This window comes from Nevskia sp., assembly GCF_023266035.1.
Taxonomy (GTDB): domain Bacteria; phylum Pseudomonadota; class Gammaproteobacteria; order Nevskiales; family Nevskiaceae; genus Nevskia.
This window is the reverse complement of the sequence record NZ_JAHFRY010000050.1, coordinates 1-19,469: the sequence shown is the minus strand read 5'-3', so window position 1 is coordinate 19,469 and position 19,469 is coordinate 1. Positions and strand designations below refer to the sequence as shown.

Sequence of the window (19,469 nt, the reverse complement as noted above, 5' to 3'; positions counted from 1 at the left end):
GCATGACGGGTTAAGTTGCAGCAGCTCTATAACCTCGGCTGATGTCAACGTTCGCAGTGTACTGTCGTCCGGCTGCGAATGTACCTAATTTGGACGATCTGTTTAACGTCCCTATGTCGTTTTTATGGCCTTCGCCTTGCTTTCCGAAAAAAACCCATGAGCCGTCAGATTCTGCTCGATACCGAAACCACTGGACTTGAGGCGCGCGAGCACCGGGTCATCGAGATTGGCTGCATCGAGTTACGCAACCGCCGGTTCACTGCCGAACAGCGCTGGTACCTGAACCCGGACCGCGACAGCGACCCCGGCGCGCTGGCTGTTCATGGCTTGACTACGGCTTTCCTGGCCGACAAGCCGCGCTTCCATCAGGTGGCCGACGAGGTCATCGATTTTCTGCGCGGTGCTGAGCTGCTGATTCACAACGCCGCGTTCGACGTAGGCTTCATGGACAAGGAGCTCGAGCGAGCCGGTCGTCCCGAACGGATCGCGAGCCTGTGTACGGTGACCGACACCGTGCGGATGGCCAAGCGACTGCATCCAGGGCAAAAGGCCAGTCTCGACGCCTTGTGCAAGCGCTACGGCATCGACAACTCGCACCGCGAACTGCATGGCGCGTTGCTCGATGCTCGGCTGCTGGCCGAAGTCTATCTGGCGATGACCGGCGGCCAGGCGGCCTTGGGCCTGATCAGCGAGCCGACGACCGATGGCCGGCGCGATGCCACGGCCGCCGAAACTGCCGCAGCCTTTGCCGCCGATCTGAGCCGGCCACTGCGGGTGATCCGCGCCAGTGATGAAGAACTCGTCGCTCATGTCGAGCGCCTGAAGTACATCGTCAAGAAGAGTGGCAAGCGCTTGTGGGATGAAGAACTGGCTCAGACATCTTCGCCCGCCGGCTGACAGGAACCGAAAGACAGCAAACAAAATGGGCAGCCAGGAAGCTGCCCATTTTCGTTACTGCGTTTGCCGGATCACTTCGGCAGCAGCACCTTGTCGACCACATGGATCACGCCATTGGACTGATAGACATCGGCAATCGTGACCTTGGACTTGCCGCCGTTCTCATCAGTGAGGATCAGATCCTTGCCTTCCATCGTCGCGACCAGCTTGCCACCGGCGATCGTTGTCGCACTGAGCTTGCCGCCGCCCTTCTTGATGGCGGCGATGATCGCTGCGGAGTCGTAGCTGCCGGCAACGACGTGATAGGTCAGGATGCTGGTCAGTTTCGACTTGTTTTCCGGCTTCAGCAGCGTGTCTACGGTGCCGGCCGGAAGCTCGGCGAAAGCTTCGTTGGTCGGCGCGAACACGGTGAACGGACCTTTGCTCTTAAGCGTGTCGACGAGACCGGCCGCCTTCACGGCGGCCACCAGCGTGGTGTGGTCCTTGGAGTTGACGGCGTTGTCGACGATGTCCTTGGTCGGCGGCATCGGCGCGCCGCCAACCATCGGGTTGGCAGCGAAAGCCGGCAACGAAAGCAGCAGCGCCAGGCTTGACGTCAGTACGAATTTCTTCACGGGTCTCTCCAGAAATGATGTGTGGCTGAGCGCCGGCAAAGCCGACGCAGCGTAGTGAACGCCTCGACAGATACTGGCGATGCTCCATTCCAGACGCAATCGCTCCATGAATCCTTGTTGGCCAACGATCGGCAGGCTGGTCACGCCCGGCTCCAGAAGCTCGGTTCGAGCAACACGCCGCCAATGCTTAAACGGCGCGTCGAGCCAAAGCGCTCACCACTTCGAAATACGGAGGGCGCGGATCACGCGAGGTAATCCGGCACAGTTCGACGTCGAGTCCAACCTTGCCGAGCCAATTTGCGAGCATTCCAGCGGTCACGCCGAGATTGACGTGATCGTAGGCTTGCATCGCCGCTTCATGCTGATGCGCGCTCAGGGTCGCGATGATCAAGCGGCCACCTGGTCGCAAGCAGCGCGCGGCTTCGGCGAGCACCGCTTCGGGCTTGCGCGCGTAAGTCAGCGCGTGCATCAGAAAGACATGGTCGAAGCTGGCGTTGCGGTAGGGTAGCTGGCGCATGTCGGCTTGGGTGAAAGCGACATTTCGCGGATCGCCGAGGCGTCGCCTGGCGGCGCCGAGCACCTTGGCGCTGATGTCGGCACAGGCGACGCTGCGCGCGCGCTCGGCAATCAGCTCGGCCAGCACGCCGTCGCCGGAGGCGACATCGAGCACGTCACCGAGGTCGAGCAGGCCGATCAGCGCGCGCGCGGTGGCTTCCCAGGTCCGGCCGGGGGAATAGTGCAGCTCCATGCGGCCGGCCACCGATTCCGCCCAGGTCTGGCCGTGCTTGCGAACCCGGACGACCTCGCTGGCGCGTTCGCGATCGAGCTGAGCCTGCGGATCTTCAAGCCGCTCGCGCATCACCGCCCACAGTTCGGAGGCGCGACCGCGATCCGGACTCAAGGAATAGAGCGCGCCGCCGCCGCTGCGTCCGGCTTGAACAAGACCGGCTCGCTTCAGACGCCCGAGATGGGTCGACACCCGGCTTTGCGCCAGTCCGGTGATTTCGGTCAGCTCGGCTACCGAGAGCTGATGTGCCTCCAGCAGCAGCAGCAGGCGCAGCCGGCTGGCATCGGCGAGCAGACGCCACAGTTCGGTACTTTGCGCGATGCTCAGTTTCATTCGGCGATGGTGATGCGATAGCAATAAAAAAGCCTGCCGACGACCTGTCGGCAGGCTTGGCGAAGGGACGGCCGGACGCCGCGATCAGCTGCGGCTTGGCTCCGGATCAACCCTGCGACTTGACCGCGTCGACAGCCGAGTTAACCGCAGCGCTGACTTTCGCCGAAGCGGATTCGGCACCGGCCTTGGCCGCATCGACAGCCTTCTCGGCACTTGCCGTGACCTTGGTGACGACTTTCTTCGCAGCGCTGGTTGCGCGGCTGGCGCGCGAATTCGGTGACGGCGTCGGCACCGCGCGGCTGACAATCTTCTTGGCTTCGGCGACACCGGCCTTGGCGGCATCTTCAACGGTCTTCTCGACCGACTTGGCCGTCTTGACGACCTTCTTCTCGACAGCCTTGACGACCTTCTTGACCGCTTTGACGTCGGCCTTGACGGTTTTTTCGATTTTGCTGGCTTCAGCTTTGACCGTCTTCTTGGCCGCCTTGACGTCAGCCTTCAGTGATTTCTCGACCTTGGTGACTTCAGTCTTGATGTCCTTCTTGGCGCTCTTGACCGTGTCGCTGGCGGTCTTGCCGGCCTTCTGGGCATCGGCCTTGATCTTGGCGAGCGCTTTCTGCGCCGGCTTGATCGCTTTTTCGAGGCGCGCGATCGACAGCGGTGCGCCGCCCTTGCCACCCTTGACCAGTTTCGCGAGTTCCGCGCGGGCATCGGAGACCACGACCAGCGAGGCACGGGCGTTGTCGATCAGCTTGGTCACCGCATCCTGCAGCAGGGTGGCCTGCTTCTGAGCAGCGGATTTGATGTTCTTGTCGCCCTGCGCCTTCTTCAAGGAGGCAATGGCGGCCTTGTAATAATCGTTCAGCGCCTTCAGTTCGGCATCGGCCAGCTTCTGCACGCCGCCGTAAACGATCTGGTTGGCGTTGCTGAGCGTGTCCAGCGACTGCCGGACGATCTCGAGCAGATCATTGATGGGCTTGGTGAAAGTCTTCTTGTCAGCCATGTCGCGTTACCCCCTGTACGGTGAACGAGGATTCGATTCTAGGTGCGCGTTGACAACAGCGTCAAAACAAGTAGTTGCAAGAACATTGCCGGATGTGTGGATGGCCGCTCTCAGTGTCCAGGCGTCGATGGCAATCCAGCAGGGCAAGATGCGTATAATGTTTATTCCATACGGTACCGCATGGCCCTTCAATCCGGCCCCGCCGCAGCTTTCGTACAACTCCAAGAGGACTCACGCTCCATGTATCAAGGCAAATCGATCCAGGTCACGCGGCTCGACGGCGATGTCGCCGAGTTGAAGTTTGACCGCCAGAACGAGTCGGTCAACAAGTTCGACGCCGCGACCATCGCCGAACTGAAGGAAGCGGGTAGCCTGCTCACCGCTGACACGAGCTTGAAGGGCCTGATCGTCACCAGCGGCAAGGACGTGTTCATCGTCGGTGCCGACATCACCGAATTTGGCAAAAGCTTCCAGCTGCCGGAGGAAGAGATCGCGAAGTGGGCGATCGAGACCAATAAGGTGTTCTCCGCGATCGAGGATCTGCCGTTCCCGAGCGTCACCGCGATCAATGGCATCGCCCTCGGCGGCGGTTTCGAGATGGCACTGACCACCGACTACCGCGTGATCTCGGCCAAGGCCAGCATCGGTTTCCCGGAAGTGAAGCTCGGCATCATTCCGGGCTTTGCCGGCACCGTGCGCTTTCCGCGTCTGGTCGGCGCCGACAACGCGATCGAATGGATTGCCGGCGGCGAAGCCGCGAAGCCGGATGCAGCGCTGAAGATTCGCGCCGTCGATGCCGTGGTTCCGCCCGAGAAAACCCGCGAAGCCGCGCTCAAGCTGCTGGCCCTGGCCCAGAGCGGCGCTTTTGACTGGAAGGCGCGCCGTGCCCAGAAGACCGGCAAGCTGAAGCTCGGCCCGATCGAAGCCGCGATGGTCTTCGAGACCGCCAAGGGCTTCATCGCTGGCAAGGCTGGCAAGCATTTTCCGGCGCCGGTTGCGGCCGTGACCTCGATCCAGAAGGGCGCCGGCAAGACCCGTGACGATGCCATCGCGATCGAATCCGCCACCTTCGCCAAGCTGGCCAAGACCCAGGCGGCCGATTCGCTGATCGGCCTGTTCCTGAACGACCAGCTGCTGAAGAAGAAGGGCAAGGCTTATTCGAAGATTGCCCGTCCGGTGAAGCAGGGTGCCGTGCTCGGCGCCGGCATCATGGGCGGCGGCATCGCCTATCAGAGCGCCTCGCGTGGTACGCCGGTGATCATGAAGGACATCGCCGACAAGGCGCTGGACCTCGGCATGAACGAAGCGAACAAGCTGCTTTCGGCCCAGGTCGGCCGCAAGAAGATGACGCCGGAGAAGGCCGGTGCCGTGCTGTCGACGATCCGCCCGACCCTGAACTACGGTGACTTCGGTGCCGTCGACGTGGTCGTCGAAGCGGTCGTCGAGAACCCGAAGGTCAAGAAAGCGGTACTGGCCGATGTCGAGAACATCGTCCGCGCCGACACCGTGATCGCCTCGAATACCTCGTCGATCTCGATCGACCTGCTGGCCGCCGATCTGAAGCGCCCCGAGAACTTCCTCGGCATGCACTTCTTCAATCCGGTGCACAAGATGCCGCTGGTCGAGGTCATCAAGGGTGCCAAGACTTCGCCGGAAGCGGTGGCGACGATCGTTGCCTACGCCAGTGCGATGGGCAAGACGCCGATCGTGGTCAACGACTGCCCGGGCTTCCTGGTCAACCGCATCCTGTTCCCATACTTCGGCGGCTGGAGCCTGCTGCTCCGCGACGGTGCGGACTACCAGAAGATGGACAAGGCGGCGGAAAGCTTCGGCTGGCCGATGGGCCCGAGCTACCTGCAGGACGTGGTCGGCATCGACACCTCGCACCATGTCGGTGACGTGCTCGCCGAAGGCTATCCGGACCGCATGGGCCGCGAGTTCAAGACCGCACTCGACGTGATGTACGAAGCCAAGCGCTACGGCCAGAAGAACGGCATCGGTTTCTACAAGTACGAGACCGATCCGAAGGGCAAGCCGAAGAAGGTTGTCGTCGCCGAAACCTACGAGCTGATCGCCCAGGTGCAGCCGAACGGCACCAAGGACTTCGGCGACGAGGAAATCATGGAGCGCCTGATGATTCCGATGATCATCGAGACCGCCCGCTGCCTCGAAGAGAAGATTGTCGACACCGCGAACGAGGCCGATATGGGCTTGATCATGGGCGTTGGCTTCCCGCCGCATCTCGGTGGCGCGCTGAAGTACGCCGATTCCCTCGGCCTCGCGAATCTGGTCGAGAAGTGCGCGAAGTACGCCTCGCTCGGCAAGCTCTACGAACCGACCGCAACGATGAAGGCCATGGCCGCCGCCGGCCAGCGCTACTACCCGCTGTAAGGCCCGTTTCTTTGAATAGTCCGCGCCACGGATGGCGCGGTCTTGTACAGGAAGTACATCCAGGAGATTTGAAATGACTGATGTCGTCATCGTTGATGCCGTCCGCACCCCGATGGGTCGCTCGCGCGCCGGCGTGTTCCGTAATGTCCGCGCCGAGAACCTGTCCGCCGAACTGATCAAGGCGCTGATGAAGCGCAATCCGGCCGTCAACCCGAAGGAAATCGAAGACGTGATCTGGGGCTGCGTGCAGCAGACCAAGGAGCAGGGCTTCAACATCGCCCGTCAGGCGTCGCTGCTCGCCGGCCTGCCGATCGAAGTGTCGGGCCAGACCGTCAACCGTCTTTGCGGTTCGTCGATGACCGCCATCCACTCGGCGGTCGGCGCGATCCAGGCCGGAGCCGGTGAGATCTTCATTTGCGGCGGCGTTGAGCACATGGGCCACGTACCGATGGACTACAACTTCGACGGTAACCCGGAGCTGTCGGTCACCACCGCGAAAGCGGCGGCGATGATGGGTCTGACCGCCGAAATGCTGGCGACGGCGTTCCAGCTCAGCCGCCTGAAGCAGGACGAGTTCGCGCTCGCCTCGCATCAGAAGGCGGCGGCCGCGCAGAAGAACGGCGGCTTCAAGAACGAGATGGTCCCGGTCGCCGGACATGATGCCGACGGCCTGCCGATCCTCGTCGACTTCGATGAGGTCGTTCGTGGCAACGCCAACATCGAGGACCTCGGCAAGCTGAAGCCGGCGTTCAATCCGAAGGGCTCGGTCACTGCCGGCAACAGCTCGGCGCTTTCCGATGGTGCTTCGGCCGTGCTGGTGATGACGGCCGACAAGGCCAAGGCGCTGGGCCTGAAGCCGCTGGCTCGCATCGTGTCGATGGCGAGCGCCGGCTGCGATCCGTCGACCATGGGCCGCGGCCCGGTGCCGGCGACCCTGAAGGCGCTGAAGCGTGCCGGTCTGACCCTGGCCGACATCGACTACTTCGAGCTGAACGAAGCCTTCGCTGCCCAGTCGCTGGCGGTGATGACCGAGTTGAAGATTCTCGACCGCATGGACCGCGTCAACCTGAAGGGTGGGGCGATCGCGCTCGGCCATCCGCTGGGTTGCTCCGGCGCCCGCATCACCGGCGCGCTGGCCCATGTGCTCAACGAGCAGGGCGGCCGCTACGGCCTGGCGACGATGTGCATCGGCATGGGCCAGGGCGTGGCGACGATCATCGAACGCCTGCATTGATGACGTGCTGAGCTGACAAAAAGGCCGGGTGATCCCCGGCCTTTTTGTGCCCGTCAGCGTTCGTAATGAATCAGGTCTGGATCACCGTCATGCCTGGCGCAATGCCGCGGCCGAGCTTGGCGCGCGGGCCGCTGAGGCCGAAGGTCTGGATGCCTTCAACCAGCATGCGGGTCGCGAAGCGGGCGGCCTGGTCGGGATCGCGGCTGCCCTGTTCGCAGAGCACACGGCCGATCTCGAAGGCCATGCCGTAAAGCGCTGCCGCCAGCAGATCGACATCGAGTTCCGGGAACAGGCCGCGCGCCATCGCATCGTTGAGATCGCCCTTCAACTGCTGCATCGGAATGCCGACCACGGTTTCCTTGAACAGGCTGCGCACCGCGTACTCGTTGCGCAGGATCAGTTCGAAGAAGCAGGGCTCCTCGATGATCTTCTCGAACAAGGTATGAAAGGCGCCGTACAGGAAGTCGCTCAAGGTCGCGGCTTCGGCACGCATGGCGTGCATGCGCCGGGTGATCTCGCCCATGCGCTCGTCGAGCACTTCCCTGAACAGCGCTTCCTTGTCCGGGAAGTAGTTGTAGAAAGTGCCTGGCGCCAGCCCGCTTTCGCGAACGATATCGCGCACCGTTACCGCATCGAAGCCCATCCCCACGAAGCAGACGCGCGCCGCTTCGATCAGCGTGGCGCGGTTCGCCTGCTTGTTGTGTTCGCGTTTGTTATCGCGAGGCAGGGAGGACAAGGCTTTCGTCCTCGGCCGTTCAGTTGAACTTGGAGAAATCCGGCTTGCGCTTGGCGATGAACGCAGTCATCGCTTCCATCGCTTCCGGCTGGCGCAGCATGGGAATGAAGTGATCGGCTTCGAGCGGAATCGCTTCCTGTATCTGTCCTTCGGACCAGCGCTTCATCAGCATCTTGGTCACCCGCAGCGCATTGGGCGGCTGCGCGGCAAGCTTCAATGCCTTGGACAGCGCATGGGCTTCAACTTCCTCTTCCGGCAGTACCGCGTTGACCAGGCCGCTGGCTTCGGCCACGGCGGCAGTGAACGGCTCGCCGAGCAGCAGCATCTCCGCGGCCTTCACGTGGCCGATCATCCGCGGCAGCAGATAGGTCGACGCGAACTCGGCGCAGATGCCGATATTGACGAACGGGAACTGGAGGCGGGCGCCCGCGCCGGCGTAGACCAGATCGCAATGGAACAGCATCGTTGCACCAATGCCGACCGCCGGGCCGTTGACGGCGGCAACCACCGGTTTCGGCAGCGCGGCCAGCGCCTTCATGAAGCGCAGCACCGGGTTCTGGTCGCGCGGCGTGTTGTGGTCGAGCTTGAGGAAGTCCTGAAGATCGTTGCCGGCGCAGAAGGAATTGCCGGTGCCGGTGAACAGCACCACTCGGACCTCGTTGTTCGCGGCCGCTTCGTCGACGGCGTCCGCCATCGCCGTGTACATGTCCTGAGTGAGCGCGTTCTTCTTGTCCGCGCGGTTCAGGCGGATGGTCATCACACGATCCTTGATGTCGGTCAGGATCAGCGGGTTCTGAGGCTGGGTCACAAGCAACTCCGGGATAGTCAGCGGGCAATGAGCCATCATGCCCCAGCCCCGATCGCGTCGTCATTCGGTAATGAAGCTTGCCGTAGCGTCCGGCTGATTTTCAAGCCTGGTTGCGAGGCTGAAAATGCTGCACCTCAGCCAGGCTCAGCGGCGCGGCGACACGTACATGGTGATGTCGGCTTCCATGACCACGATGCCGGCGCTGTCGATGACCTGCACCGGCAGCACGACATCGCCGCGAAAATCGTCGGCGAACGAAGGCATCCATTCCAGCACCGCATGCAGATCGGTCGCCGCTTTCTTCAGGTAGCGCACGGTCATGCCTTTCGGAATCCAGCGCAGCGCTTTCGGCAGGGTCGCTTCGATCAGCAGACCACCGACCAGTTCGCAGAGATTGCACATGGCGATCGCGTGAACGGTGCCGATGTGGTTCTGCACCGCGCGCCGCTTGCGCAAGGACGCTTCGCAACGGCCGAGTCTGAGCTCGGTCACCAGCGGCCGAATGCTGCCGAAGTAGGGCGCGGTGCGGCAGACGCCGCGGGTGAACAGTTCGCGTCCCAGCGGCAGCCGGGACAGTGCAGCGAAGAGCTTGACTGGCGAGGGCATTGGATCAGTCGACGTACAGCGAGCTGACCGATTCCTCGGCGCTGACCCGGCGGATGGTTTCCGCGAGCAGGCCGGCGATCGACAGCTGGCGGATCTTCGGGCAGGCCTTCGCTTCCTTCGACAGCACGATGGTGTCGGTGCAGACCATCGAGTCGAGCTGGGAATTCTGGATGTTCGAGATCGCTGGTCCCGAAAGCACCGGGTGTGTCACGTAGGCGACGACCTTGATCGCGCCATGTTCTTTCAGTGCTGCTGCGGCCTTGCCGAGCGTGCCGGCGGTGTCGACGAGATCGTCGATCAGCACACAGGTCTTGCCGCTGACATCGCCGATGATGTTCATCACCTGCGATTCGTTGGCGCGCGGACGGCGCTTGTCGATGATTGCCAGGTCTGCCTCATCGAGCTGCTTGGCCAACGCGCGGGCACGGACCACGCCGCCGACATCGGGCGAAACGACGATCAGGTTCTCGTACTTCTGGCGCCAGATGTCGCCGAGCAGCACCGGGCTGGCGTAGACGTTGTAGACCGGGATATCGAAGAAGCCCTGGATCTGGTCGGCGTGGAGATCGACGCTGAGCACACGATGGGCGCCGCATTCGCCGATCATGTCGGCCACCACCTTGGCACTGATCGGCACGCGCGCCGAACGCGGGCGGCGATCCTGGCGGGCATAGCCGAAGTACGGCACGACAGCGGTGATGCGGCCTGCCGATGCGCGCTTGAAGGCGTCGAGCATCATCAGCAATTCCATGATGTGCTGATCGGTTGGCGCGTGCGTCGGCTGGATTACGAAGACGTCCTTGCCGCGGACGTTCTCGAGAATCTCGATCTGCACTTCGCCGTCCGAGAACCGGCCGAGCGACATCTTGCCGAGCGGCATGTGCAGGTAGTTCGCGATGTCCTGAGCGAGCGCCGGGTTGGCACTGCCGCTGAACAACATCAACTGGGCTGAACTGTCAGACATCGGGGCTCGGGTTCTGGGTGAGAGGGCCGGGGGCAACGAGGGGACAGCGGGGTTGCTATGCCGGCAAGAAAAAACGGGGTCCCCGCCTTCGCGGGGACACTCGATTTTGTAAGCGCCATGCAAGCGGCGCTAACAAAATCTGAGTGGCTGGGGCGGATGGACTCGAACCACCGAATGGGAGGATCAAAACCTCCTGCCTTACCACTTGGCGACGCCCCAACATCTCAAAGCGCGCGAATTATAGCGTCGTGATGCGCGGGCTTGGCGGTCTGCGCAAGATTATTCGCGATCAGACGGGCTAGGGCGTACCCGACCAGTCGTCGATTACCAGGCGGAAGCTGCGGCTGCCGTTCGACAAGGTGAGCTTGCGCGGCAGGGCCAGAGAGTTGACGACCTGGTATTCGAGGTACTCGACCTTCCAGCCGGTCTGCTCGAAATTCTCGGCACGGCCGATCTCGTCGAGCTTGACGATCCTCGGTGCGTCCTCGTAATGACGCGTCAGCGCCGGTACGCCGAGCACCCAGTAACGCAGCATGCCCAACGGCACGCTCCAGCCCAGGCGTTCTTGCATGTAGCTTTCCGGTTCGCGAGTGGCGATGACGCCGTTCTTGCTGCGGATCTCCACCCCTTGCGGATCGCCGCTGATCGCCAGCGCACCAACGCCAAGCGGACCGGAGATGCGCAGATCGATACGCTCGCCGCTCTGCGTCCAGTCGATATCGCCGCGGCCGCCGGCGATACCGGATTCGGCAATCCGGCCTTTCAGCCCGAAGCTCTGCACGGCCGCGATATTCGAGCGGCGGATGCCCCAGTTCCGTTCGGCCAGATCGGTATTCAGCTGTTTGATCGGCTGCCCGCCGCAGGCACTGAGCAGCAGGGCAACCAGCGCAGCGACGATCAGACGCTGCGTGAGCAATCGGGTGGGGTTCATGGCATCAGTCGCTTGACGGTTTCCTGCAGCACTGGGTGGTCGGGCGCGGTTTCCTGCGCCTTCTTCCAGACCTGCTGCGCGCGCTCTCGTTCACCGGTGCTCCACAAGGCTTCGCCGAGATGGGCCGCCACTTCCGGATCCGGAAACGCTTCATAGGCGCGCGACAGCAGCGCCACGGCTTCGCTCGCGCGTCCCTGCCGGAAGCGCAGCCAGCCCATGCTGTCGATCACCGATGGATCCTGCGGCGTCAGTTCCAGTGCCTTGACGATCAGCCGTTCGGCTTCGTCGAGTCGGGTGCCATGCACGGTCAACATGAAGCCGAGGGCGTTCAACGCACGGGAATCTGCAGGCTCGCGCAGCAGCACTGCGCGCAAATCGGATTCGGCATCGTTGAGCCTTTGCATACGCTCGTTGATCAGCGACCGTGCGTAGAGCAGTTCCGGATCGTTCTCGTAGAGCTTCAGCGCTTCGGAATACAGGCGCAGGCCCTCATCGAGTTCACCAGCGTCACTCAGCAACTGTCCCTCGATGACATACAGACGCGGCGCCAGCTGCGGGTACTGCTCGCGCAGCTGTTCGAGCGTGGCGCGGGCATCCGTCAGGCGGCCGAGACGGGCCAGCATCGTGGCCCGGCGGATGGTGGCGTCGAGCACTTGCTGGCCGCTGTTGACCAGCGTGTATTCCTTCAGCGCGGTCTCGAACTGGTCACGCCGTTCGGCGATGCGGCCGAGGTAGTAATGGGCGTCGACGCCGCGTTCCTTGCCGGTCGACAGCGCCTTGAAGCGCAGCTCCGCTTCATCGAGCTTGCCGTCGTCGAGATCGAGCAGACCGAGCATGTACTGGGCGTCGGTATTGTCGGCCTCGTGCTTCAGCACGGCTTTCAGCTGCTTGCGTGCGCGGCCTTTCTGGTTCGCTTCGATCAGCAGCCGTGTATAGCCCAGCCGCAGATCGGATTCGATCGGATTGTTGCGAACCTGATTTTCGAGCAGGCGATCGGATTCTGTGAAATCACCCTTGCGCACCAGCACGCCGGTCAGCAGCAGTGGCGCTTCCTTGGAGCCGGGCTCGAGACGCATCGCTTCGCGCGCCGAGCGTTCGGCCAGGTCGATGTCGTTGAAGCGCAGCGCCAGCAGGCCTTGGGCATGCCAGGCGCCGCTGCGTTTCGGTTGCGTGGCGACCAGCCGCTCCATTAGCAGCAGGGCTGACGCGGCGTGGTCCTCTTCCTGGGACAGCAGCAAGGCCACGTGGCGGAAGCCATCATCCGGGCCACCGGGATGATCAGCGACGATCGCCATGCACTGCTGGAAGGAGTCATCGACCAGCCCGGCACGCAGCGCCAGCCGCAGGATCACTTCGCGCGCTTCGAGGCTGGTCGGCTCCAGCTTCAGCCACTTGCGGGCGCCGGTCAGGGCCAGATCGGCATCGTTGGCGCTCAGCGCCAGCATCGTGGCGCGGCTTGCCAGTGCCGGATCACTGACGAAATCGAGTGCCTGAATGAATTCCTCGGCAGCAACCTGCGGCTGCTTGCGCCCGGCAGCAACCTCACCCGCGAGGATGTGGTACTGAGCCTGGGCCTCGCGGGACGGCGCTGCCGGTTGATGCGCCGCACTGGCTGAGGGTGCTGAATCTGCCGCCTGAAGAGCCGGGCTTAGCAGACAGCCGCCAAGCACGGAGATTGCAAAGCCCAACGGGAGTTGCAGGGACGGACAGGAGGCTTGCACGTAGAGTTCGGCCAGGGAGAAATCGTGAACGTATTGTAGCGCTCCGCCTGGATCAGGCGTCCTCCATCTGCCGCCGAAAGGGCAGTTGGGGTGCTCGTGAGGGGCTGGCCGCTGGCGGTCGTGAAGGCGCTCGCTTGTGCCGGCCGGCGTCATGCCGGAAAATCAACCAAACGAGACATTTGTGACCCCATGGCCTTATTGACACTCGGACTCAGTCATCACTCCGCGCCGGTTGAAACGCGCGAGCGGCTGGCGTTCACCGAGGCCGAAATCCCCGAGGCGCTGATCCGCCTGCGCGGGCTGTCCGGGGTCAGCGAAGCGGCGATCCTGTCGACTTGCAATCGCACCGAGATCTTCGCTGTCGCCTCGCCCGACCACGAACTGCGCCTGCTCGACTGGTGGCAGCGCGAACGCCAGGCACCGGCCGGCATCATTGCCGCTCATACCTATGTGCTGCGCGATCGCGGCACGGTCAAGCATTCGCTGAGAGTTGCCTCGGGCCTCGATTCGATGGTGCTCGGCGAGCCGCAGATCCTCGGCCAGATGAAGACCGCATTCGCACTGGCCCAAGGCGTGAAGTCGCTGGGCCCGGTGCTGTACCGGTTGTTCCAGCATTCGTTCTCGGTGGCCAAGCTGGTACGCAGCGAGACCGAGATCGGCGCCCATCCGGTGTCGATCGCCTACGCCGCCGTGCAGATGGCGCATCACATCTTTTCCGATCTGCGCAACCAGAGCGTGCTGCTGATCGGCGCCGGCGAAACCATCCAGCTGCTGGCGCGGCACCTGAAGACCAGCGGCGTCGGGCGCATCGTGGTCGCCAATCGCAGTCTCGAGAAGGCGCAGCTGCTGGCGACCTCGTTGGGTGGCTACGCGATCAGCCTTGCCGAGGTCGCCACCCATCTGCCGGAAGCGGATGTGGTGATTTCCTGCACCGCCGCGCGCGGCTTCATTCTCGGCAAGGAACCGGTTGCCAATGCGCTGGCGCGTCGCCGTCGCAAGCCGGTGCTGATGATCGATCTCGCCGTACCGCGCGATCTCGATCCTGCGATCAGCACGCTGGAAGACGTTTATCTGTACACGCTGGACGATCTGAAAGCGGTGATCGCCGGCAACATGAAGGTGCGCGAGAACGCCGCCAAGCAGGCCGAGGCATTGGTCGAAGACCACGCCACGCAGTTCGAGCGCTGGCTGGAAAGCCGCGATGCCGGCGTCACCATCCGTCGCCTGCGCGATCACGCCCGGATCAGCCGTGATGACGTGCTGGAGAAAGCCGCGCGCAAGCTCGCCAACGGCGAAAACCCGGCAGCGGTGATGGCCTTCGTCGCCGACACGCTGACCAACAAGCTGCTGCATGCGCCGAGCAAGGCCTTGCGCTCGGCGGACGTGGTGGAGCAGTCGCAGTTGATGGACGCGGCAGAAAAGCTGTTCGATCTGCCGCCGCTGGAACCCTGAGCGCCACCGTGGTCGGGATCGGCGAGGGAAGCGGTCAGCGTTAGCGAGCCTCACTCGCTGTGCTGTATCGCCTCGTTCCTCCGCCTAGCCACGCCTGTCGCCTCTCGACCATGAAACCCAGCCTGCTCCGCAAGATCGAAACCCTCGCCGAGCACCGTGCCGATGTGGCCGGCGAACTGTCATCGCCGGAGGTGCTAGGCGATTCCGACAAGTTCCGCCGGCTGTCGCAGGAGTACGCGGCACTCGGCCCGGTGGTCGATGCCTATGACGCCTATCGCGCGGCGCTCGACGAAATCGAAGGTCTGGAACTGCTGAAGGCCGACAGCGATCCGGAAATGCGCGCCATGGCCGAGGCCGATCTGCCGGCGCTCGCCGTCAAGCGCGATGCGCTGCAACTGGAACTCGAAGCTTTCCTGGTGCCCAAGGATCCGCTCGACAACAGCAACGTCTTCCTCGAAATCCGCGCCGGCACCGGCGGCGACGAAGCGGCGATCTTCGCCGGTGACCTGTTCCGCATGTATCAGAAGTACGCCGAGGCGCAGGGCTGGGCGCTGGAAGTGCTGTCCGAGAACGAAGGCGAGCACGGCGGCTTCAAGGAAATAATCTCCCGCATCGCCGGCTTCGGCGCGTACTCGCGGCTGAAGTTCGAAAGCGGCGCCCACCGCGTGCAGCGAGTGCCGGAAACCGAGGCCCAGGGCCGCATCCACACCAGTGCCGCAACCGTGGCAGTGCTGGCGGAAGTCGAGGAAGCGCAGGCGATCGACATCAATCCGGCGGATCTGAAGGTCGACACCTATCGTTCGTCCGGCGCCGGTGGCCAGCACGTCAACAAGACTGAATCGGCGATCCGCATCACCCATCTGCCCAGCGGCGTGGTCGTCGAATGCCAGGAAGAGCGCAGCCAGCACAAGAACCGCGCGAAGGCGATGAGCCTGCTCGCTTCGCGGCTGCTCGATGCCGAGCGCAGCAAGCAGGACAGCGAGATGGCGGCGACGCGCAAGAAGCTGGTCGGCTCCGGTGATCGTTCCGAGCGCATCCGCACCTACAATTTTCCGCAGGGCCGGGTCACCGATCACCGCATCAACCTGACCCTGTATCAGCTCGACCGGGTGATCGCCGGTGAGCTCGACGGCGTCATCAAGCCGCTGCTCGCCGAACACCAGGCCGAACTGATGGCCAGCGCCGGAGATGCCGGCTGATGTCGGCGGACGAGACCGCGACACCCGCGGCGCAATTGCCGAGCGATGCGACACCGCGTCCGGTACCCACCGTCGAAGGCTTGGCGCCGGGCACCGTCCGCGATTGGCTGAATTGGGCCGAGTCGGAACTGGTCAGCACATCCGACAGCGCCCGCGCCGATGCCGAGGTGCTGCTGGCGCGGCTGATCGGCAGCGAACGCTCCCAGTTGCGGCTGCGCCACGAGGACGCGATCGAAGCGGCGACCGTGCTGCGCTACGCCTCGACGATCGAGCGCCGCAAGCTCGGCGAGCCGGTGGCCTACATCACGACGCGCCAGGGCTTCTGGACCCTGGAACTGGCGGTCGACACCGCCGTGCTGATTCCGCGGCCGGATACCGAGACCCTGGTCGAATGGGCCATATCTCTGCTCGCCGAGCAGGCTGCCGTAGGGCGGGCCATGCCCGCCGACCCTGACGGCCGAGGGCCGCCCTACGTCCTCGACCTCGGCACGGGCAGCGGTGCGATTGCGCTGGCGATTGCCAGCGAGCGGCCGGATGTTTCGGTGCTCGCAACCGATGTGTCCGAGGCGGCGCTCGATGTGGCTCGCGAGAATGCGCGGCTCAATGGGATCGGCGATGTCGAGTTCGGCTGCTCCTCATGGTTCGAAGGCCTGAGCCAAACGCCCTCTCCCGGGGGGAGAGGGGAGACCATTGCGCTGTTCGATCTGATCGTCTCGAACCCGCCCTACATTGCCGAAGGCGATGCCCATCTGGCCTCGCTGCGCTACGAACCACGTCTCGCGCTGACCTCCGGCGCGGATGGGCTCGACGCGATCCGCGAGATCGTTCGCGATGCGCCTGCGCATCTGAAAGCCGACGGCTGGCTGCTGCTCGAACACGGTTACGACCAAGGCCCGGCGGTCAGAGCCTTGCTGCAAGCGGCAGGCTTTCTGAATATCGAGAGCCGCAATGACTTCGGTGGCAATGAACGTTGCAGCGGCGGCCGCAAGCCATGAGCGATTACGCCCGCTACAGCCGCCAGATCGTGTTGCGCGAAGTTGGGGTCAACGGCCAGAGCCTGCTGCGCGATTCGACCGCCTTGATCATCGGCATCGGCGGTCTCGGTTCGCCAGCCAGCCTGTATCTCGCCGGTGCCGGGCTCGGCCGGCTGATCTTGAGCGACCGTGACCACGTCGAACGCTCGAACCTGCAGCGGCAGATCGTCTATCGCAGTGCCGATCTGGGTCGCGCCAAGCTCGATGCTGCAGCTGACAATCTGCGCGCGCTGAACCCGGAATGCCGTATCGAAACACGGCCTGGGCCGCTCGACGACTCAGGCCTTGCCGCCGCGATAGGCGAGGCCGATATCGTGCTCGACTGTTCGGACAACTTCCCGACGCGCTTCGCGGTCAACGCCGCCTGTGTTGCCGCCCGCAAGCCGCTGGTTTCCGGTGCCGCGATTCGCTTCGAAGGCCAGATCGCGCTGTTCGTGCCCGGCGGCCCCTGCTATGCCTGCCTGTTCGGCGAGCATGGCGAAGCGACCGAAACCTGCGAGGAAGCCGGCGTGCTCGGCCCGGTGGTGGGCGTGATCGGCGCGATGCAGGCGCTGATCGCGATCAAGGCTTTGCTCGGCATCGGCGACGATGCCGGTCGCCTGCAACTCTGGGATGCGCTCAAACTGTCGTGGCGCAGCCTTGCCATCGCCCGCGATCCCCATTGCCGCGTCTGCGGCGTTCCGACCTGATTCCAAAGATGCCAACGCCCAGTACTCCAATCCTGATCCCGCGCCGTTTCGCGATCCGCCTGTTGCACGAGGCGCAGATCGCCACCGAGCCGTTCCTGAGTCTGGTCGTCGCCGATGACGGCGAGAACAGCGTGCCGAATGGCTGGATGCCGCTGGTCGCAGGCGCATCGATCGCCGACGCGCAGACGATGCTGGCCACGCATGGCAAGCGCATCTGGGCGCTGTACCGACATCGGCCGGAGCTGCCGAATCCGCCGCTGGCGGAGGATTTCGCCGATCACCCGGAACATCTGCGGCTGACCGCATCGCTGGCGATCAAGGGCGTGTTGCAACTGCGCGGCTGGTGGTCGCTGGATGGCGCGATCGTCGAGCAGGAACTCGACGTCGAGGCCTGAAGGTTTTTCTCCTCAAGCCTGAGCGGACTGGCAGAATGTCGGTACGACTGTTCACAAAAACGACAACTCGCGAGGAGCTGACATGACCGATACCACCGCCACCCCACCGAAAATCCTGACCGAACGCCGCGGCCATGTGCTGCTGATCGCCTTCAACCGGCCGGAGAAGTACAACGCTTTCGACCTGGACATGCATCACCAGCTCGCAGCGGCTTACGGCCTGCTCGATACCGATCCGGAACTGCGTTGCGCCCTGGTCTACGCCAACGGCAAGCACTTCACCGCTGGCCTCGATCTGCCGAAGTGGACGCCGGCGTTCTCCTCCGGCCAATGGCCCGACCTCGCCGAGCACGAGCGCGATCCGTTCGGCCTGATTCCCGAGAAGCGCGTCTCCAAGCCCATCGTCTTCGCGATGCACGGCATCTGCTACACGGTGGCGATCGAGCTGGCGCTGGCCGCCGATATCCGCGTTGCTGCCGATGACTGCCGCTTCGGCCAGATCGAAGTCAAGCGTGGCATCTATGCAGTCGGCGGCGCGACGGTGCGCATGGTTCAGGAATTCGGCTGGGGCAATGCCCAGCGTTATCTGCTGACCGGCGATGAGTTCAACGCCGCCGAAGCGCTGCGTATCGGCCTGGTCCAGGAAGTTGCGCCGACCGGTTCGCAGTTCGAGCGCGGTCTTGCGATCGCCGAACGAGTCGCCGCGCAGGCGCCGCTCGGTGTCTACGCCAGCCTGAAGTCCTCGCGCATCGCCATCGAGCAGGGCGACCAGCAGGCGATCGATCGTCTGGTCAAGGACCTCGCGCCGATCATGGGCAGCGAGGATGTCAAGGAAGGCGTTGCTTCGTTTGTCGAGCGGCGTCCGGCCAAGTTCACCGGCAAATAAGCTTCTTTTCATCGCGCTGCCCCGCTCATTGCGGGGCGGCGCTTTCGCGTGAACGCTACAATCCGCGCCGGTCTTTTCCTGCTGATTGCCTGCCATGCGCCTGTCCCGCTTTCCGCTGTCCACGTCGAAGGAAACCCCGGCTGATGCCGCGATCGTCAGCCATCAGCTGATGCTCCGTGGCGGCTTCATCCGCCAGCTGGGTTCGGGCCTGTATTCGTGGATGCCGATCGGCCTGCGCGTGCTGCACAAGATCGAGAACATCGTCCGCGAGGAGATGAACCGCGCCGGTGCCGCCGAGGTGCTGATGCCGAGCATCCACCCGGCCGAGCTGTGGCAGGAATCCGGTCGCTGGCAGGTGATGGGCGACGAGATGCTGCGTCTCAAGGACCGCCACAAGAACGAGTTCTGCTACGGCCCGACGCACGAGGAAGTGATCACCTTCCACGTCCGCCAGGATCTGCGCAGCTACCGCCAGCTGCCGGTCAACTACTACCAGATCCAGACCAAGTTCCGCGACGAACGCCGGCCGCGCTTCGGCGTCATGCGTGCGCGCGAATTCATCATGAAGGACGCTTACAGCTTCCACATGGATGCCGAGTCGCTGGCCGCCGAGTACGAGAACATGCGCGCGGCCTACGTGAAGATCTTCACGCGGGTGGGTGTCGAGTTCCGCATCGTCAAGGCAGACGGCGGCGCCATCGGCGGCTCGCGCACCGAGGAATTCCACATTCTGGCGCAGGCTGGCGAAGACTTGCTGGCGGTCAGCGACGAGGGCGACGACGCGGCCAA

General features: G+C 63.7%; 19 protein-coding genes and 1 tRNA gene. 10 read left to right on the top strand and 10 right to left on the bottom strand.

The genetic code is table 11. The features are described 5' to 3' along the window. The first annotated feature begins 156 nt into the window (after positions 1 to 156). Complete coding sequence (gene dnaQ, locus Q0D45_RS09665; protein ID WP_293391887.1) at positions 157 to 897, top strand: DNA polymerase III subunit epsilon; 741 nt, start codon at positions 157 to 159, stop codon at positions 895 to 897. Between the two features lie 71 nt (positions 898 to 968). Here dnaQ and Q0D45_RS09660 read toward each other — a convergent pair whose 3' ends face one another. From Q0D45_RS09660 to Q0D45_RS09650, 3 genes are all read right to left on the bottom strand, one after another. After that, positions 969 to 1,511 (bottom strand): fasciclin domain-containing protein, encoded by a 543-nt coding sequence (locus Q0D45_RS09660; protein WP_293391884.1) that lies wholly within the window; start codon positions 1,509 to 1,511, stop codon positions 969 to 971. Positions 1,512 to 1,698: 187 nt separating this feature from the next. Beyond that, positions 1,699 to 2,631, bottom strand: a complete 933-nt coding sequence (locus Q0D45_RS09655) for a metalloregulator ArsR/SmtB family transcription factor (protein WP_293391881.1) — start codon at positions 2,629 to 2,631, stop codon at positions 1,699 to 1,701. 106 nt (positions 2,632 to 2,737) lie between these two features. Beyond that, positions 2,738 to 3,634, bottom strand: coding sequence for a phasin family protein (locus Q0D45_RS09650; protein WP_293391878.1), 897 nt, complete (start codon positions 3,632 to 3,634; stop codon positions 2,738 to 2,740). Between the two features lie 240 nt (positions 3,635 to 3,874). Between Q0D45_RS09650 and fadB the strand changes: the two genes are divergently transcribed. Next, a complete protein-coding gene (fadB, locus tag Q0D45_RS09645; RefSeq protein WP_293391875.1) occupies positions 3,875 to 6,025 on the top strand; it encodes a fatty acid oxidation complex subunit alpha FadB in 2,151 nt (716 codons plus the stop codon). Between the two features lie 73 nt (positions 6,026 to 6,098). Continuing rightward, positions 6,099 to 7,259, top strand: a complete 1,161-nt coding sequence (gene fadA / locus Q0D45_RS09640; protein WP_293391872.1) for an acetyl-CoA C-acyltransferase FadA — start codon at positions 6,099 to 6,101, stop codon at positions 7,257 to 7,259. 70 nt (positions 7,260 to 7,329) lie between these two features. Here fadA and Q0D45_RS09635 read toward each other — a convergent pair whose 3' ends face one another. The 7 genes from Q0D45_RS09635 to Q0D45_RS09605 form a co-directional block, all read right to left on the bottom strand. Then, complete coding sequence (locus Q0D45_RS09635; RefSeq protein WP_293391869.1) at positions 7,330 to 7,995, bottom strand: TetR/AcrR family transcriptional regulator; 666 nt, start codon at positions 7,993 to 7,995, stop codon at positions 7,330 to 7,332. A 19-nt stretch (positions 7,996 to 8,014) separates the two neighbouring features. Then, positions 8,015 to 8,803 carry an enoyl-CoA hydratase gene (locus Q0D45_RS09630; protein ID WP_293391866.1) on the bottom strand — a complete coding sequence of 263 codons (789 nt, stop codon included), beginning with the start codon at positions 8,801 to 8,803 and terminating at the stop codon, positions 8,015 to 8,017. A gap of 144 nt (positions 8,804 to 8,947) precedes the next feature. Then, on the bottom strand, positions 8,948 to 9,409 hold the full coding sequence (locus tag Q0D45_RS09625; RefSeq protein ID WP_293391864.1) for a hotdog fold domain-containing protein: 462 nt from the start codon (positions 9,407 to 9,409) through the stop codon (positions 8,948 to 8,950). A gap of 4 nt (positions 9,410 to 9,413) precedes the next feature. Next, on the bottom strand, positions 9,414 to 10,373 hold the full coding sequence (locus Q0D45_RS09620) for a ribose-phosphate diphosphokinase (RefSeq protein WP_293391862.1): 960 nt from the start codon (positions 10,371 to 10,373) through the stop codon (positions 9,414 to 9,416). 144 nt (positions 10,374 to 10,517) lie between these two features. Further along, a tRNA-Gln gene (locus Q0D45_RS09615) sits at positions 10,518 to 10,592 on the bottom strand. 79 nt (positions 10,593 to 10,671) lie between these two features. Beyond that, on the bottom strand, positions 10,672 to 11,304 hold the full coding sequence (lolB, locus tag Q0D45_RS09610) for a lipoprotein insertase outer membrane protein LolB (protein ID WP_293391859.1): 633 nt from the start codon (positions 11,302 to 11,304) through the stop codon (positions 10,672 to 10,674). Then, positions 11,301 to 12,992: a tetratricopeptide repeat protein gene (locus Q0D45_RS09605; RefSeq protein ID WP_293391856.1), complete on the bottom strand. Its 1,692-nt coding sequence runs from the start codon at positions 12,990 to 12,992 to the stop codon at positions 11,301 to 11,303. The genes lolB and Q0D45_RS09605 overlap by 4 nt, the downstream gene beginning before the upstream one ends. A 222-nt stretch (positions 12,993 to 13,214) precedes the next feature. Between Q0D45_RS09605 and hemA the strand changes: the two genes are divergently transcribed. From hemA to proS, 7 genes are all read left to right on the top strand, one after another. Further along, on the top strand, positions 13,215 to 14,477 hold the full coding sequence (gene hemA / locus Q0D45_RS09600; RefSeq protein ID WP_293391853.1) for a glutamyl-tRNA reductase: 1,263 nt from the start codon (positions 13,215 to 13,217) through the stop codon (positions 14,475 to 14,477). Between the two features lie 110 nt (positions 14,478 to 14,587). Continuing rightward, a complete protein-coding gene (gene prfA / locus Q0D45_RS09595; RefSeq protein ID WP_293391850.1) occupies positions 14,588 to 15,676 on the top strand; it encodes a peptide chain release factor 1 in 1,089 nt (362 codons plus the stop codon). After that, positions 15,676 to 16,671, top strand: coding sequence for a peptide chain release factor N(5)-glutamine methyltransferase (gene prmC / locus Q0D45_RS09590; RefSeq protein WP_293391847.1), 996 nt, complete (start codon positions 15,676 to 15,678; stop codon positions 16,669 to 16,671). The genes prfA and prmC overlap by 1 nt, the downstream gene beginning before the upstream one ends. Then, the gene (moeB, locus tag Q0D45_RS09585; protein ID WP_293391844.1) at positions 16,668 to 17,399 is read left to right on the top strand and encodes a molybdopterin-synthase adenylyltransferase MoeB; all 732 of its coding nucleotides are present in this window, start codon (positions 16,668 to 16,670) and stop codon (positions 17,397 to 17,399) included. The genes prmC and moeB overlap by 4 nt, the downstream gene beginning before the upstream one ends. Positions 17,400 to 17,407: 8 nt before the next feature. Then, positions 17,408 to 17,794: a hypothetical protein gene (locus tag Q0D45_RS09580; RefSeq protein ID WP_293391840.1), complete on the top strand. Its 387-nt coding sequence runs from the start codon at positions 17,408 to 17,410 to the stop codon at positions 17,792 to 17,794. 82 nt (positions 17,795 to 17,876) lie between these two features. Next, positions 17,877 to 18,680, top strand: coding sequence for a crotonase/enoyl-CoA hydratase family protein (locus Q0D45_RS09575; RefSeq protein WP_293391838.1), 804 nt, complete (start codon positions 17,877 to 17,879; stop codon positions 18,678 to 18,680). Between the two features lie 94 nt (positions 18,681 to 18,774). Beyond that, on the top strand, positions 18,775 to 19,469 hold a 695-nt coding region (proS, locus tag Q0D45_RS09570; protein WP_293391835.1), incomplete at its 3' end, for a proline--tRNA ligase.

Bases quoted from the DNA above. Each gene is read 5' to 3' on its own strand.
- fadB (WP_293391875.1), top strand. From the start codon at position 3,875: ATGTATCAAGGCAAATCGATCCAGGTCACGCGGCTCGACGGCGATGTC.
- prfA (WP_293391850.1), top strand. From the start codon at position 14,588: ATGAAACCCAGCCTGCTCCGCAAGATCGAAACCCTCGCCGAGCACCGT.
- hemA (WP_293391853.1), top strand. From the start codon at position 13,215: ATGGCCTTATTGACACTCGGACTCAGTCATCACTCCGCGCCGGTTGAA.
- Q0D45_RS09580 (WP_293391840.1), top strand. From the start codon at position 17,408: ATGCCAACGCCCAGTACTCCAATCCTGATCCCGCGCCGTTTCGCGATC.
- fadA (WP_293391872.1), top strand. From the start codon at position 6,099: ATGACTGATGTCGTCATCGTTGATGCCGTCCGCACCCCGATGGGTCGC.
- Q0D45_RS09650 (WP_293391878.1), bottom strand. From the start codon at position 3,634: ATGGCTGACAAGAAGACTTTCACCAAGCCCATCAATGATCTGCTCGAG.
- prmC (WP_293391847.1), top strand. From the start codon at position 15,676: ATGTCGGCGGACGAGACCGCGACACCCGCGGCGCAATTGCCGAGCGAT.
- dnaQ (WP_293391887.1), top strand. From the start codon at position 157: ATGAGCCGTCAGATTCTGCTCGATACCGAAACCACTGGACTTGAGGCG.
- Q0D45_RS09625 (WP_293391864.1), bottom strand. From the start codon at position 9,409: ATGCCCTCGCCAGTCAAGCTCTTCGCTGCACTGTCCCGGCTGCCGCTG.
- Q0D45_RS09620 (WP_293391862.1), bottom strand. From the start codon at position 10,373: ATGTCTGACAGTTCAGCCCAGTTGATGTTGTTCAGCGGCAGTGCCAAC.
- Q0D45_RS09655 (WP_293391881.1), bottom strand. From the start codon at position 2,631: ATGAAACTGAGCATCGCGCAAAGTACCGAACTGTGGCGTCTGCTCGCC.
- Q0D45_RS09575 (WP_293391838.1), top strand. From the start codon at position 17,877: ATGACCGATACCACCGCCACCCCACCGAAAATCCTGACCGAACGCCGC.
- lolB (WP_293391859.1), bottom strand. From the start codon at position 11,304: ATGAACCCCACCCGATTGCTCACGCAGCGTCTGATCGTCGCTGCGCTG.
- moeB (WP_293391844.1), top strand. From the start codon at position 16,668: ATGAGCGATTACGCCCGCTACAGCCGCCAGATCGTGTTGCGCGAAGTT.